Raw genomic sequence first — 15,020 nt, 5'->3', positions numbered from 1 at the left:
ATCTCTTATTTAACTTGCTATCTTCATATTTTGACGGTTTTATAGGTTTTTGCCCACCAATATCCATCTTTTCCACCTTGATTGGCTTTCTACATCTTTTCCATTCCCTAAGAATTAGAATATCTTTAGGCGATCGCGTTCATGTCAATACTATAAGGTCACGGTTCCATTATTTGGCCTAGCTGAGATAGTATGGTTTCTGTCAACAGTATTTCTACTAGAGATTGAGTACATTTTATGTAGTGAAATAATCCTATTACTGATTTTTCAGGATATCTTATGAAAGATGTTTTCTGCCACGGTTTTTATTACATTTTTCAGTCATCAGGCATCTTGACAAATGCATCATAACTTTAACCTGTCACTAATGCGGTTCCATCCGGAAGATAAGTGTTGAGACCACTCCGAATCAGGTATGTCATCACCATTAAGATAGATTTCTGTTCCCACAGCTAACACTAAACCATCTGGTTCCAAAAGATTCTTTTCTTCTTTGAGTTCCCTATACAAAATGGGCGAGCGCCCTGTGGCATAGACAATCTTTGTACCGTATTCCTGACGGTGTTTTTGTAAACGCTCCTTCAACTCATCCAAAGCGTTGTCATCACCTACAAAAGTATTGTCCAAATCGGTTACGAATAGAAATTTAGCCACAACAACCTCTTTTGTCAGCTTTACCACAAAAAAGTTTATGCCTTTTTGGCACCAATCTTATCTTTTTCGATCTAGACAAGTTAGGCACTTGTACTTAAAAAAAGAGTAGATAAACTAGGAAGATGAATAACTTGCTGAAATTCTGACTCGGTCTGTGGAGGTAGAAGCGTTGTATAGTGGTGAGTATTATTAGTTTGTCGCATCGCTTAGCTGCCAAGTTAAACCCCCGCCATAGCCTAAGAACCCGCTTAGGATTGACAATTGGCAGCATTGCTTTTGTACTGGCTATCTTCGCCAGTTTCATTGTTGGACATTATGCTAGCGGACAGGTAAAACTTGATGTTGGTAAATTGCTAGCAGAATTAGCCTATCACATGACAAGCAGAGAAATGTTTGAGCGATACAAAGACATTCCAATAATTAGTACTCTTATGAGGCAAAACATTCATGAAGCCTTTATTCCAGTCTGGTATTTACAGCAGCAAATATTTACTTGGAACATGATAGTGGGTACTGTTTTTACAGCTTTGGGTTGGTTGATAGCAACGGTAATTACCCACCCGATGTTAGCGATCGCAAAAGCTATTAATTATATCAACAGAGGTAACACACCAGTCAAAATTCCTGCTATAAAAGACCAAGATGAAATTGCCAGTTTATCACCATCTCTCAGTCAACTTGTGACTGCTTTAATTCAGCAAGAACAAAACTTAAAAGTTAGTAATGCTCAGTTGCAGCTAGAACTGACATCCAAACTTATAACACAGGAAATGCTGCGTCAAAGTGAGGAGAAATTTCGCCAGTTAGCAGAGAACATTCAAGAAGTTTTCTGGATTAGAGACTTTCGCAGTTGTGAAATTCTTTATATTAGCCCTGCATACGAACAGGTATGGCAACGAAACTGCGAAAGTTTGTATAGCAATCCCAACTCTTGGTTAGATGCTATTCATCCAGAAGATAGAGAACATGTCACTGCCATAATGAAGGAAAATATTTATAGTGCTTATCAAAATGAATACCGAATTGTGCAACCAGATGGGACAATTCGTTGGATTTGGGATAGCAGCTTTCCGGTAAAAAACCATCACGGACAAGTCTATCGGAGAGTCGGGATTGCCCAAGACATCACCGAACGCAAGCAAGCAGAAGAAACTCGGTTAGCTTTAGCAAAAGAAAGAGAAATTAGTCAACTCAAATCACAGTTTATTGCGATCGCTTCCCATGAATTTCGCACCCCACTGACCACCATTTTGCTATCTTGTGACTTTCTGCAAAATTACGGCGAACAATTACCCGAAGAAAAGAAACGTCGCCACTTTGAAAAAATTAAATCTAGTGTCAAACATCTCAATCAAATATTAGAGGATATTTTAGTATTTGGAAAAACCGAAGCAGGGAAACTAAAGTTTGACCCAGCGCCTATAGATTTAATTAGTTTTTGTCTGGATTTAGTAGAACAGTTACAACTTAGTGTTGGTGAAAAATATCAGATTAATTTTGTAGAGCAATGTGTCTATGGTTGTACGAGAGAAGAACTTCCCGTTATGGATGAGAAACTATTAAGGCATATTTTCACAAATTTACTATCAAATGCTATTAAATACTCCCCAAAAGGAGGTCAGATAAACTTTGAATTAATCTGCGATCTTACAAGTGCCATTTTCCGCATTCAAGATGAAGGAATTGGCATACCAGAAGAAGAAATAGACAAACTATTTACCTCTTTTTTTAGGTGTAGCAACACGGGTCATCTTCCAGGAACCGGATTGGGATTAGCAATTGTTAAAAATGCAGTTGAATTACACAAAGGTCAAATCACAGTAGAAAGTCAACTGGATGTAGGCACCACATTTACCGTGATATTGCCAAGGGGCTAGAGACAAGACAAGGGAGAGGGGGAGACAAGGACAACAATTCTACCTTATCCCCCAATCCAAAATCCAAAATCCAAAATCCAAAATCCTCTAATCCTGCAAAGTCTCAATCAACAACTCAACCTGCTGCTGTCGTTCTTGCAAAAAACCCTCACACTGACGCAAATACTCAACAGCAGAAGCAAATTGGTCAAACACCTCCTGCAACTCCAAATCACCCGACTCAATACGAGCAATAATTCTTTCCACCTCAGCAACCTTCGCTTCGTAGTTCCAACCTTCTTTATCAGTAACTTTAACCATTCCTATTTAACCTTTGTGCTCTTTGCGCCTTTGCGGTTCAAAAATCATTTACATCCACAACTTTTACTTTAACCTCACCCTGACCCAACTGCACCGACAACTCCTGTCCCACAGTTAACTCAATTGCAGAACGAGCGATCGCACCATTTTCCAGTCGCACCACTGCATAACCACGCTGCAGGACAGCTTTCGGGTCAAGAGTTGCCAACTTTTGCCGTAACATTTCTACATACTGTAGCGATCGCTGTAGGCGCACGGTTGTCGCCCTTATTAATTGCTGGCGCTTCCAACTTAAAGCTTGAAAGTCCTGCTGAACTTGCCGATCCAACCGCAAGCGCCGCAAACGGTTTTGCATTTGTTGTAATTTATTTTCAGCCCTTTCAAAAGAGTAACGCACGCTTTGTTGTAAAGCGATCGCTCGTTGCTGATGTTCGGCGTACAATTCAGCTAGAGATGGCACAGCCAATTCCGCCGCAGCCGTAGGAGTATGCACCGCAGCATCTGCAACCAAATCTACCAATGATTCATCTCTTTGATGACCGATACCCGTAATAACTGGTATCGAACAATTTGCTACTGCTCGTACTACCCTTTCGTCATTAAAGCATGCCAATTCCTCCACCGCACCCCCACCCCGTGATAAAATGAGCACCTCTGCACGTCCATCTTTTTCAACCCGTGCAATGGCCTTGATAATAGACATAGGTGCTTGGTCACCCTGTACTATTGCAGGAGAAAACAAAACTTGTAATCCAGGATACCTTTGTTTGAGAGTCTTTTGAATATCACCCCAAGCCGCAGCCGTCGGAGATGTGACAACGCCGATAGTATGGGGATGCGTGGGGAGCGATCGCTTTCTTTGTGGGTCAAATAATCCTTCTGCCTCCAAGCGTTGCCTTATTTGTTGGTAACGCAGTGCCTGCAAACCAACACCAGCAGGAAAAGCCTGCCAAACAGTCAGTTGGTACTCTCCCCGTTCTCGGTAAACTTTAAGACTTCCCAAAATAATTAACTGCTCCCCAGACACGGGAATTTGTGCCAATTTTGGCAATTGACCATTCCACGCCACACACTTAATAGCAGCCACAGCCTCTTGGTCTTGGAGCGTAAAAAATAACCCACTGCGGTGCTTGTTAGTGCTAGAAACTTCTCCAGTCACCCAAACCCGCCGCAATTCCTCATCTTGCTCCAACAGGAAGCGAATGTAATCTGTTAATCCTGCCACTGTCAGGGCTGTTTCAGGAATGAGAGAGTCAGGTAGGTTAAAAGTCATATTGGGGATTTTGGATTTTGGATTTTGGATTTTGGATTTTGGATTTTGGATTTTAGATTTTGGATTTTGGATTGGTTACTGCTTACTGATATTGATATTATACAATTTATTACTTAGTTATTTGTCTATGCCAAACAAGGCAACGAGTGCGCTAGAATCTTGTCACGCTTCTTTACAGAGAAGGACTAAATTAGCAATTTGTGTTTAAAATAGTATATCTGTTCTATTTCAATTCCAAATCTACACTCCTAGATCCATAATATAGAGGCTCAGAATGGCTGTTAACACGACTGATGCTGCTGCTGGCAAGCAAAAAGCGCTCAACATGGTACTCAATCAGATTGAGCGTACCTTTGGCAAAGGAACTATCATGCGCTTGGGTGATGCTACCCGTATGCGGGTAGAAACAGTTTCCAGTGGGGCGCTGACCCTGGATCTGGCATTGGGTGGCGGTATCCCCAAGGGAAGGGTCATTGAGATTTACGGTCCGGAAAGTTCTGGTAAAACGACGTTAGCACTACATGCAGTTGCTGAAGTGCAAAAAAACGGTGGTATCGCTGCTTATGTTGATGCGGAACACGCCCTTGACCCTACCTACGCTGGCGCATTGGGTGTTGATATCGACAATTTGTTAGTATCCCAACCCGACACAGGGGAAGCCGCTTTGGAGATTGTTGACCAATTGGTTCGTTCTGCTGCGGTTGACATTGTGGTTATCGACTCAGTAGCAGCATTGGTTCCTCGTGCTGAAATTGAAGGCGAAATGGGTGATGCTCACGTTGGTCTTCAAGCAAGATTGATGAGCCAAGCTCTACGTAAAATCACTGGTAATATTGGTAAATCTGGTTGTACAGTTATTTTCCTCAACCAGTTGCGGCAAAAAATTGGTGTTACCTATGGCAACCCAGAAACAACAACTGGTGGTAATGCTTTAAAATACTATGCTTCGGTACGCTTGGATATTCGCCGGATTCAAACCTTGAAAAAAGGCACTGAAGAATTTGGTAACCGTGTCAAAGTCAAAGTCGCTAAAAATAAGGTCGCACCACCTTTTAGAGTTGCAGAATTTGACATTATCTTTGGCAAAGGTATTTCTACAATAGGTTGTCTGGTAGACTTGGCTGAAGAAACTGGAGTTCTTATCCGTAAGGGTGCTTGGTACAGTTATAGCGGCGAAAATATCTCCCAAGGTCGGGATAACGCTATCAAGTACATGGAAGAGAAACCTGAATTGACTGAAAAGATTAAACAGCTAGTACGAGAAAAATTAGAAATGGGTGTTCTTGTTTCTGCTAATTCAGTTGGTAAGCCAAGTGAAGACGAACAAGAAGATGCAGACGAGGAATTTGAAGAGGAGTAAGTTTTTGTGGGGCGGGCAAGATGCCTTCCCTCACCCCCAACCCCCTCTCCCATTGGGAGAGGGGGCTTTTTAACCCCTTTTCTACCAAAACAATACAGAAGCGTCGATTCCTCAACTTTTAAGGGGAGGATGAAACGCGACTCGTAGGACTTTAGTCCGCAGTGTCTCTTTCATGGGAAAGAACAAGACTATCAATCCACTCCTCAATCAACCCAGTAATAGTTTTGTCTTTTTGAGCAGCATATAAAAGAAGTTTATGTTTTCGTCTGTCTGACAACCTAATTTGCAATGAATTATTTTTCCTAAATGCGCTTACAATGTCTTTGCATTTATGCTAACATATAGTGAAGAGGTGATAAAAGTTGTACAAAACAATCCAAGTTAAGTTAAATGTTTCCGATGCAGTCATGAATTTCTTGGTTCATCAAGGTCATGCGGCAAACAGTTTAATAAACAGCGCTCACTATGAAATACCAAGAATCTTTCTGGCTATCACCCTTTTCCGGGTAATAGGCGGAATTTTTCGGTCTATCGTCCCAATCTGATCGTAGAGTGCCATTTTGTCTCTTGAAATAAAGTCACCGCGTCGCGGGGATTCTCCCTAGTTGTAGCAAGTGGCGTGCGAAAACAAACCGCTCGGCAGTATTCGTTGCTAGAATACGACCATACAACCTCCCTTCCGCACCCTAAGTGTCACATACGAAAAACCACAACCAAAATAGTACAAAATAACTAATTTGAGAAGAGAGTTCAATCAAACAGTTGAGAAGTAATAGCATTAAGCTCTAAGAGTGATAGAGATATATTCCCATTCTCAAGGGAATTGACTCCACTTGAGAATGGAGTCAGAAAAATAAAAGAAATAGAAAAATTGAAGTTTAGTAGAAGAAATGTAGAAGAATTGAAACAGAATTAATTGGGAGAATTCTGTTGTGATGTTGAATATTGAAGAGATGAAAATACAGAACCTAGACCATTTAGGGATAGTGGCCGGAATAGTGGATGAAATAGGATTAGTAGAAATTATTAATAATCTTGTGGGCAAAGAAGAAGATGAAAAAGTAAGTGCTGGACACGTAGTGAAAGCTATGATTTTAAATGGATTAGGTTTTGTTTCTCAACCTTTATATATGTTTCCTAAATTTTTTGAGTCAATCCCTTGTGAACATTTGATAGGTTCAGGAGTCAAAGCGGAATATTTAAATGATGATAAACTTGGCAGAGTCATGGATAAAATGTTTCTGACTGGATTAGAAAGCATATTTTTAGCAGTCAGCTTAAATGTTGTCAAGAAATTTCAAATACAGACAACAACATCACACCTAGATTCGTCATCAATACACGTACATGGAAAATACATAACACCTTTACCAGAAGTCATATTTGAAAATGCCAACATAGAGAATGAACTGGGTGAAGAAAATTGGCAGTCAAAATCAAAACAAGCAATAAATGTGACTTATGGATATTCAAGAGATCATAGACCAGATTTAAAACAATTTTTAATAGAATTAATATGTACAGGAGATGCAGATATTCCATGATTTTTTAAGTCAGCATCCGGGAATCAAGTGGATTCTTCATATTTTGGACACATTGCTGTTGAGTATAAAAATCAAGTTCAATTCGAGAGTTTAATGGTGGCAGATTGTGCTTTATATAGTGTTTATCTGAAAAGACCAGAAAGAATCGAGGCACTAGCCATGGTCATGGGGTTATGCTTATTAGTTTATAAGTTAGCACAGAGACAAATAAGACTGGCTTTATACGAATCACAATTAACGGTGAAGAATCAGTTAGGAAAACCTATATACAATCCCACGCTAAAGTGGATTTTTCAAAACTTTCAGTCAATTCATGTTGTTAGCTATTATCAAGAAATCAAAGTTTCTAATTGGACACCAGAACGAGATTTTATTCTGAAGCTATTTCCCGAAAGTTGTCATCGTTACTATCAAGTCATAACCTAACTCTTCTCTCTATAATCTGTTTTTCACTTTGATAACTTATCTTCTGAGCTATTTTTAGCTTTATATAATAGCTCTCAATAGTTATGCCTAATTAGATTATTTCAGAGCTTCATATATAAATCAAATTATCAATTAATTCTGTGACCATAAAGCTTTACTTATCTCAGAGCGCAAATCACAATTTTTTTCTTATTGCTTTTTCTTGAGAATGACCTAAATGTGTTCAATCCCTGTTTTTACGCTTTCTCACTTGTTCTTTCTCAAAGTGCAGTATAATTTTATTCTTTCTTTTGAAGAATCTGTTCGGTAATTACTGTTTGTGACAGTTAGGGTGCGGAAGGGGGGTTATATCAAGGTGAAAAACTGTGTTCTGTGCAATTAGGGATGGAGGGCACAGCCGATATTATTTCTAGAGAAGAGACTGTACTGCAATTCTTTCTTAGGAAAGCAAGGCTAGTCGCAGATTTTTGAGGTTATTGATAAATTCACGGGATTAGTCGCCCGTAGTGTCCAGATCCCCGACTTCTCAAAGAAGTCGGGGATCTAAGTTTTCACGAATGATTTAGGATTGCTATAACTATATAGATGTTGCTTTCTTACAAGGCGCAAAACCCAGTTTTTCAAAAACCGGGTGTTTGCTTATTAGAAAATATAAAATCTAAAATCACAATAAGCCTCGCCGACCATTGGGACGCACAGTCATCCAGTTTGTTTTCGCTAATGCCAATTGCTCATCAGAAATTTTAGCCCCAGTTAAATTAGCTCCACACAGATTCGCCCCTCGAAGATTTGCACCGTTGAGGTATGCCAAGCTGAGATCTGCTCCCCGAAGATCGGCTCCTTCTAGATCGGCATTATTAAGATATGCCTTTGTCAAATTGGAATCTTTAAGATTTGCTCGATTGAGGCTAGCTCGTCCAAAATCGCTACTGTTAAGATTAGCTCCTTGAAAATTAACATTTTGTAATTGAGAACTATGGAAATTAGTCCCTGATAAGTCAGCACCTTGCAAGTTGAGTAGATTTAAATTGTACAGGGCAAAATCTCTTCTCCCTTTCATGTAAGCTGTAAGTAAACCCTGAGTATCCAATTTACGCGGAGTTTGAGACTTATTATCCCCAGAGGAGCCGCTATGACTGCTAGCGAGAGTGGTAGACTTCATTGTCATCACTCTTTGTGTTGCGACTCCATTCAAACCTGTACCTTCTGGCATTTTGGCTCTTCTGGCTCGAATGGCAGCTGCCATCTGTGCTACTCCTTGTCCTCCAGAAGTATGAGCAGAACGAACGTTAGAAAAAACTTTTTCTTCTTCTAAATGGTTCGAGGATCGCTCTTTTACACCAGTTTGCGATCGCACCACCATCCCTTGTGCCAAACTATCTAAGTAAGGTTCGAGTGCTAATGCTCTGAGTGCTTCCTCTGCTGTCTGGTATCGATTGCGAACTGATACTTCGAGCATCTTCCGCAGGACTTCAGTTAAGTGGTCGCTAATGTAAACAAGTCGTTCCCACTGCATTTCTCCTGTTGTGGGATTGTAATCTATATCTTTAGGAGATTTGCCAGTCAGTAAGTAAATACAGGTCACGCCTAGCGCGTAAATATCGCTTGCAAAGACGGGACGCATTGCCATTTGTTCTGGAGGAGCGAAACCAGGGGTGCCAATTGCATATGCCGTTAATGCAGTCTGTTCGGATTGGTTTGTTAATGTTTGTACTTGGTTTTTAACAGCACCAAAATCGATCAGCACTAATCTACAATCTTGAGAACGACGAATGATGTTTGCCGGTTTAATATCGCGGTGAATCACTTTTCGTTCGTGGATGTATTGCAGTAACGGCAAAAGCTCGCTTAAAAACTGCTTAACTCCTGCTTCGCTATAAACTCCATTGCGTTTGATCTCCTGCTGTAAAGTTGGACCATTGATATATTCCTGAACTAGGTAGAATTGTTCGCGGTCTTCAAAATAGTCCAGCAAGCGGGGTATTTGGGGATGGTTCCCAATCCGACCTAAAGTAACAGCTTCTCGCTCGAAAAGTTCCCGTGCCATTTGCAAGATATGGGGCGCTGTCCCTGAAGGACGCAGTTGCTTGATGACGCAACTTGGTTCTCCCGGTAACGCCTCATCTTCAGCTAAAAAGGTTGCACCGAAACCACCCTGACCTAAGGCTTTAATGATGCGATAGCGATCGCGCATTAGCAGTCGCGAGCCACAAGACTGACACCTGTCGCTATATGCTAAATTTTCGGGATTGGAACACGTGGGATTTATGCAGTAGCTCATGTACAGTCAACTCGCTACACGAATGATGATGATGAGTGTTGAACTCTTATCTCATTATTAGGTTCAAAATCCATTTTTGCCAGGTCATTTTCTCTGGATTTCTATTGAAGAGTTGCTAAAGTTGGGCTAGTGTTGCGTGAAGCAATCGTAAACTCACGAATATCTACTAGATCGTCTCTACTAAGCTATACTCCGCTTGTTGTTAAGGTGTATTTCTTCAAAATTCAAATGTCAAAGTTCTGGATTTTCAAAACTTCATTATTCCTCTAAAGGAAAGTTCTTATTTTGATTGAAAAAATTCTTTTTGCTATCTTTAAGAAAGACCAGATATTTCCTTAGCTATAGATATTTTTCTATTGATTTTCTATAGCAATTTTCAGTTGTGTCAAATACATCCAATTTTAGGGACGCGGCGGCCTTGCGCCCCTACGTGCGTCGATTCTTGAATCGCTATATTTGTGAACTTGTTTTTTGAACCGCAGAGGACGCTGAGGGCGCTGAGGAAAGAGAAAGCAGGTTTTGTTTTCTCCGCACAGCGTTAGTATAATCTATTACTATTTTTTTGACAAGTCAGCCGCATAGGGACTTCCAAATAAAAAATGTCCCAAAATTTCTTGTAGTGCGGGCGTCCCCGCCCGCCACTAAGCTAATCCCCCTACTAAGCTAATAATTCTTTAACTAGCACAACCGAGAGTCAACCTCACTCTTGTGGAACGGGCGTCCCGGCCCGTCCCACATTCCTGGGATGATTTATTTCTTGGAAATGTAAAAAATTATGAATTATGAACGATCAAAAATTCATAATTCATAATTTAGAATTTACAAACTAGACATGACCTCACGGGAAGCTTGCAGTGTCCGATCAATATCTTCTTCTGTGTGAGCGATCGAGGTAAACCCAGCCTCAAACTGCGATGGTGCTAAATAAACACCGCGCTCTAACATACCGCGATGGAAGCGTCCGAACTTGGCTGTGTCAGACTTTTTAGCGTCCTCGTAGCTGTGGACTGGACCTGAGGTAAAGAACCAACCAAACATACCGCTGATATGACTGCCGCAGGCTGCATGACCTGTTTCTTTGGCAACTTGCAGCAAGCCATTTGATAATTTCTGGGTAATTCGGTCAAGATACTCGTAAGTTCCTGGTTTTTGCAACAATTCCAACGTTTTAATTCCTGCTGTCATTGCCAAAGGATTACCAGAGAGAGTTCCTGCTTGGTACATGGGACCTGCTGGAGCAACCATTGACATGATATCTCGGCGACCGCCATAAGCTCCTACAGGCAATCCACCGCCGATAATTTTACCGAGTGTTGTCAAATCGGGGGTAATGCCGAATTTCTCTTGAGCACCACCGTAAGCAATGCGGAAGCCTGTCATCACCTCATCAAATACCAACAATGCCCCGTGGTCGTTGGTGAGTTCCCGCAATCCTTCTAGAAAGCCAGCATCAGGGGTAATGAAACCAGCATTCCCAACGACTGGCTCTAATATCACACCAGCAATTTCGTCACGGTTTTCCTCAAATAGGGCTTTGACTGCTTCTAGATCGTTGAAAGGCGCTGTGAGGGTGTGACTGGTGACTGATTTGGGAACTCCAGGGGAGTCGGGTAAACCCAATGTTGCTACACCAGAGCCTGCTTTTACTAAAAACATATCGGCATGACCGTGGTAGCAACCCTCAAACTTGATAATTTTGTCACGTTTGGTAAAAGCTCGCATCAGCCTTAGAACCGCCATACAAGCTTCTGTACCGGAGTTAACAAATCTTACCATTTCAATGCTCGGAACAGCATCAATTACCATTTCAGCCAAGACGTTTTCCAGCACGCTTGGCGCACCGAAGCTTGTACCCTTGTCTAATGCTTCATGCAGTGCTGCAATCACTTCAGGGTGAGCATGTCCGCAGATGGCAGGTCCCCATGTTCCTACATAGTCAATGTACTGGTTACCATCCACATCCCAAATGTACGCGCCTTTGACATGGTCAAAAACGATGGGCTGTCCACCTACGGATTTAAAAGCTCGCACGGGTGAACTTACCCCTCCCGGCATTAAATTTTGGGCAGAGGCAAAGATTTCTTGTGATTTTGTAGTTTTAATTGTTGTATTTACCAAGGTTCTCACCTACATTAGGAAACAACGCTCTATCCTAGGATAGGGGTAAACACTGTCTAGAACTACTATCGTAGTAAAATAGCTGAACCAGGAAAGTAACAATATGTTATACAAGTCCAATCAAGACTTGCCTTTGGAAATTCGCACTCGCCTTTCTGAGGGATACCAGGATCTGTACCGAGCTGCTTTTAACTCGGCGATCCACTGGTACGGTGAAGCACCAAAAGCTCACCGAGTCGCGTTGAGTGCAGTGAAAATGCAATCGGCAATGTACAGGAACATCGTTTGAGCAGTGACCAGTGACCAGTGACCAGGGATTCGTAATACAATCCTCATTGCACAGGAGTACTGTTTAAAGTCAGGGAAAAAAGTAGCCTAGAAAAAGCATACCAACTGCGCTGTTGAATGGTATCGTGAAGCCAAGAACTATAATTTACCGAAGAAAAAAGCAGTTGGTATGTTGTCTTCTGATGTCAAGTCATTATATAATGCCATTCCTTTAGAAAGCATTCATTACGACGAAAAAGGACTAGTACCCGCTATTGTTCAGGACTATTTGGATGGCACTGTTCTGATGATGGCATGGATGAATCGGGAGTCCTTACAAAAGACTTTGGAAAGTGGAGAAACTTGGTTTTGGAGCCGTTCTCGACAAGAATTTTGGCATAAGGGAGAAACTTCTGGGCATATACAGAAGGTGAAAAGTATTCGATATGATTGTGACAGTGATGCACTACTTGTTGGTGTAGAGCAGAGAGGAGATATTGCCTGTCACACGGGAGAACGTAGTTGCTTTCATCAAGTTAATGGGAAAATTGTCCCACCACCGGGGAGTACACTGTCACAAATTTTTTCTGTGATTTGCGATCGCCGCGACAATCCAAAAGAAGATTCTTATACCTGTAAGTTGTTGGCAGGTGGTGATAACAAAATTTTGAAAAAGATCGGCGAAGAAAGTGCTGAGGTTGTGATGGCTTTTAAGGATGATGAACCAGATGCGATCGCCGGGGAGGTTGCGGATCTATTTTACCATGCTCTTGTTGCATTGGCTCATCATAACGTTGATATCAAAGCAGTTTATCGCAAGTTGCAAGAAAGGCGGAAATAAAGAATTTTGGATTTTGGATTAAGAAAGCTCTACGGTGAATCTTAAAAGTTTTTACCCCTACTCCCCATTTGGTTAAGGTGTAGCAAAATTGCGAGCGTATTCCCAATCAGCAGGGCTGCAAAATCATGAGTTGCAGCCCTATTAAATCTCACTGGTCACTGGTCACTGGTCACTGGTCACTGGTCACTGGTCACTGGTCACTGGTCACTGTTTGTAATTCTTATCATTCGTCCTAATTTTCCTCACTCATTCCACAAGGTTTCCACAGGTATTATGTTGTTTTCCACAGAGGCTTGATGATGTTATGAGCTTTTGCTGTTCCATTGGGGATTTTTTACTTCTACTGTTATCCAACTCTGAAGACTGAGTTAACATTAAGAAATGTTACAAAAACTAACCTGAAACCCTTAGATTTGCGTAAGTCCTGATTTTCTATAGATGACTTCTTAACATTTCGCAGCATTGACAACCCTACCCCCTTTTGGCGCAAAATGGTGCGGCTTGCTCTTTTAGTCCTTTGAGTTGCTGTGTAAATTTACCTAAGCATCCATTGTTTGCTGCCAGAAGGCTCTTGGGTTTGTGTTCCCTCTGGTGGCTCCACTACAAGCAAGGTTACCTCAATGATGAACTTCAAAGGAGAAAAATCTCATGAATACGACAGTTGGAATCTTTACTGAAATTCCGGAAGCACTCCACGAATCTCTCAAAATTTATCTAGAAACACATCCTGATTGGGATCAAAACCGCGTCATGACAGCAGCTCTGTCCCTGTTTTTACTTCAAAATGGAGAAAGCGATCGCCGTGCGGCTCGTGTTTACTTAGAAACTTTATTTCACCATTGTTAATTACTTGATTGGTCAGAAAGAGTTTGGGGATAAGAGATTCTCTCGTGCATTAAATTTAGGCAAAATCAAAGAAATATAAAAACTTCGAGCGGTACAACACACCGCTCGAAGTTTTTTCAAGCTAGATACCCACGGGCGAGCGCCCACAACGAGGGCATGAAAATTTCTTCCCCCTACTCCTGTAGAGACGCGCCATGGCGCGTCTCTACCACTCGCCAGTCCCTATTTCCAAAAGATTGGCGAGTGGGGATTGGGAAACTTCCCCACTCGCCAGTCCCGAGTTCTTCAAGAGAGTAATAATTGCAGTTAGGAGAGATTAGCGCATGGGACTTTTCCATTTTTCCCAAGAAAGCAGTTGCCATTCACTTTGTTTTGCTGCACCTAACAATAGGCATGAATGAATGCTATTGAATTTTGTCACCCTGTTGGGGTTGAGAGGGGCATTCAAACTTATATCCAACACCACGCACGGTCTGAATCAAGGCGGGTTGACTAGCATCCGCTTCAATTTTTTTGCGAATTTGACCTATATGTACGTCTACAACCCGTTGGTCGCCGACATATTCATAATCCCAAACCTCCTGAATAAGTTCAGCCCGCCGCCAAACTCGACCTGGATGGCTAGCTAAGAAATGTAACAAATCAAACTCTAGAGCAGTTAGGGGTACTGGTAGGCTGTTAAGTGTAACTTCTCGCCGCACGGGGTCGATCATTAACTTTTCAAACACCAAGCGTTTTTGTTCTGCCGTAGTTACGACACGCTGTCGCCTTAAAATGGCTGCGACCCTAACTTCTAGTTCTCCCAAACCAAATGGTTTGGTGAGGTAGTCATCAGCGCCTTTTGAAAAACCCCGAATTTTATCAGCTTCATCGGCGCGGCTAGTAAGCATGAGCACAAAAACGCCATTTCGACTTTGCATCTCTTGGCAGAGGTTAAACCCGATTACGTCTGGTAAATTGACATCCAATATTACCAAATCCGGGTTAAATTGCTCAAAGAGCGCCAGGGCGGTTTTACCATCTTCGGCTGCTTCTACCTGATAGCTCTGTTTGATCAGGAAGCGTTGGATTAAATTCCGAACCGCAGGATCGTCGTCAACAACAAGAATCTTGGCAGGAGCCATGACCATCACTTTGCACAAAAAAAAATTTATAGGATTAACAGACGGATTCCGTAGATGCTACGGTTTCCACTTTGAGAGTCATATGAATTTACAAGGCTAAGGCACTTAT

Annotated in this window: 12 protein-coding genes and 1 pseudogene; 7 read left to right on the top strand and 6 right to left on the bottom strand. The window is 41.7% G+C overall.

Annotated elements, in window-relative coordinates:
- Positions 1 to 369: 369 nt before the first annotated feature.
- Positions 370 to 654, bottom strand: a pseudogene (locus WA1_RS04560) (HAD family hydrolase); the annotation flags it as partial.
- Positions 655 to 830: 176 nt separating this feature from the next.
- Between WA1_RS04560 and WA1_RS04555 the strand changes: the two are divergent.
- Complete coding sequence (locus WA1_RS04555; RefSeq protein WP_017743236.1) at positions 831 to 2,531, top strand: sensor histidine kinase; 1,701 nt, start codon at positions 831 to 833, stop codon at positions 2,529 to 2,531.
- 87 nt (positions 2,532 to 2,618) lie between these two features.
- Here the strand turns inward: WA1_RS04555 and xseB are convergent, their stop codons facing one another.
- Both xseB and xseA read right to left on the bottom strand, forming a co-directional pair.
- A complete protein-coding gene (xseB, locus tag WA1_RS04550) occupies positions 2,619 to 2,831 on the bottom strand; it encodes an exodeoxyribonuclease VII small subunit (protein ID WP_017743237.1) in 213 nt (70 codons plus the stop codon).
- Positions 2,832 to 2,868: 37 nt separating this feature from the next.
- Positions 2,869 to 4,104 carry an exodeoxyribonuclease VII large subunit gene (xseA, locus tag WA1_RS04545; protein ID WP_017743238.1) on the bottom strand — a complete coding sequence of 412 codons (1,236 nt, stop codon included), beginning with the start codon at positions 4,102 to 4,104 and terminating at the stop codon, positions 2,869 to 2,871.
- 274 nt (positions 4,105 to 4,378) lie between these two features.
- On the opposite strand from xseA, the gene recA reads away from it, so the two are divergent.
- The 3 genes from recA to WA1_RS62065 all read left to right on the top strand — a co-directional run bounded on the left by recA (position 4,379) and on the right by WA1_RS62065 (position 7,434).
- Positions 4,379 to 5,464 carry a recombinase RecA gene (gene recA, locus WA1_RS04535; RefSeq protein ID WP_017743240.1) on the top strand — a complete coding sequence of 362 codons (1,086 nt, stop codon included), beginning with the start codon at positions 4,379 to 4,381 and terminating at the stop codon, positions 5,462 to 5,464.
- A gap of 935 nt (positions 5,465 to 6,399) precedes the next feature.
- Positions 6,400 to 7,008 (top strand): IS1634 family transposase, encoded by a 609-nt coding sequence (locus WA1_RS62070; RefSeq protein ID WP_017743241.1) that lies wholly within the window; start codon positions 6,400 to 6,402, stop codon positions 7,006 to 7,008.
- Between the two features lie 27 nt (positions 7,009 to 7,035).
- Positions 7,036 to 7,434, top strand: coding sequence for a hypothetical protein (locus WA1_RS62065; RefSeq protein ID WP_017743242.1), 399 nt, complete (start codon positions 7,036 to 7,038; stop codon positions 7,432 to 7,434).
- Positions 7,435 to 8,098: 664 nt separating this feature from the next.
- Here WA1_RS62065 and WA1_RS04525 read toward each other — a convergent pair.
- Both WA1_RS04525 and hemL read right to left on the bottom strand, forming a co-directional pair.
- The gene (locus tag WA1_RS04525) at positions 8,099 to 9,715 is read right to left on the bottom strand and encodes a serine/threonine-protein kinase (protein WP_026134632.1); all 1,617 of its coding nucleotides are present in this window, start codon (positions 9,713 to 9,715) and stop codon (positions 8,099 to 8,101) included.
- An 819-nt stretch (positions 9,716 to 10,534) separates the two neighbouring features.
- Positions 10,535 to 11,833, bottom strand: a complete 1,299-nt coding sequence (gene hemL / locus WA1_RS04520) for a glutamate-1-semialdehyde 2,1-aminomutase (protein ID WP_017743244.1) — start codon at positions 11,831 to 11,833, stop codon at positions 10,535 to 10,537.
- Positions 11,834 to 11,936: 103 nt separating this feature from the next.
- Here hemL and WA1_RS04515 point away from each other — a divergent pair, with 103 nt between their 5' ends.
- The 3 genes from WA1_RS04515 (at position 11,937) to WA1_RS04505 (ending at position 13,787) form a co-directional block, all read left to right on the top strand.
- Positions 11,937 to 12,122, top strand: coding sequence for a ChaB family protein (locus WA1_RS04515; RefSeq protein ID WP_017743245.1), 186 nt, complete (start codon positions 11,937 to 11,939; stop codon positions 12,120 to 12,122).
- 168 nt (positions 12,123 to 12,290) lie between these two features.
- Complete coding sequence (gene hisIE / locus WA1_RS04510) at positions 12,291 to 12,941, top strand: bifunctional phosphoribosyl-AMP cyclohydrolase/phosphoribosyl-ATP diphosphatase HisIE (RefSeq protein WP_017743246.1); 651 nt, start codon at positions 12,291 to 12,293, stop codon at positions 12,939 to 12,941.
- 648 nt (positions 12,942 to 13,589) lie between these two features.
- Positions 13,590 to 13,787, top strand: coding sequence for a DUF2811 domain-containing protein (locus tag WA1_RS04505; RefSeq protein WP_017743247.1), 198 nt, complete (start codon positions 13,590 to 13,592; stop codon positions 13,785 to 13,787).
- Between the two features lie 404 nt (positions 13,788 to 14,191).
- Here the strand turns inward: WA1_RS04505 and WA1_RS04495 are convergent, their stop codons facing one another.
- Positions 14,192 to 14,911, bottom strand: coding sequence for a response regulator transcription factor (locus WA1_RS04495; protein WP_017743249.1), 720 nt, complete (start codon positions 14,909 to 14,911; stop codon positions 14,192 to 14,194).
- Positions 14,912 to 15,020: the final 109 nt, after the last annotated feature.

Origin of the sequence: Scytonema hofmannii PCC 7110 (assembly GCF_000346485.2) — a bacterium.
In the GTDB taxonomy this organism is placed as follows: domain Bacteria; phylum Cyanobacteriota; class Cyanobacteriia; order Cyanobacteriales; family Nostocaceae; genus Scytonema; species Scytonema hofmannii.
The sequence above is the reverse complement of the archived record's forward strand: the minus strand, read 5'-3'. Positions and strand labels throughout refer to the sequence as shown.

What these genes read in the sequence shown, in the direction of transcription:
- xseB (WP_017743237.1), bottom strand. Translation starts at nt 2,831, where the DNA reads ATGGTTAAAGTTACTGATAAAGAAGGTTGGAACTACGAAGCGAAGGTT.
- WA1_RS04495 (WP_017743249.1), bottom strand. Translation starts at nt 14,911, where the DNA reads ATGGCTCCTGCCAAGATTCTTGTTGTTGACGACGATCCTGCGGTTCGG.
- WA1_RS04505 (WP_017743247.1), top strand. Translation starts at nt 13,590, where the DNA reads ATGAATACGACAGTTGGAATCTTTACTGAAATTCCGGAAGCACTCCAC.
- WA1_RS04515 (WP_017743245.1), top strand. Translation starts at nt 11,937, where the DNA reads ATGTTATACAAGTCCAATCAAGACTTGCCTTTGGAAATTCGCACTCGC.
- hisIE (WP_017743246.1), top strand. Translation starts at nt 12,291, where the DNA reads ATGTTGTCTTCTGATGTCAAGTCATTATATAATGCCATTCCTTTAGAA.
- xseA (WP_017743238.1), bottom strand. Translation starts at nt 4,104, where the DNA reads ATGACTTTTAACCTACCTGACTCTCTCATTCCTGAAACAGCCCTGACA.
- recA (WP_017743240.1), top strand. Translation starts at nt 4,379, where the DNA reads ATGGCTGTTAACACGACTGATGCTGCTGCTGGCAAGCAAAAAGCGCTC.
- WA1_RS04525 (WP_026134632.1), bottom strand. Translation starts at nt 9,715, where the DNA reads ATGAGCTACTGCATAAATCCCACGTGTTCCAATCCCGAAAATTTAGCA.
- WA1_RS62070 (WP_017743241.1), top strand. Translation starts at nt 6,400, where the DNA reads ATGTTGAATATTGAAGAGATGAAAATACAGAACCTAGACCATTTAGGG.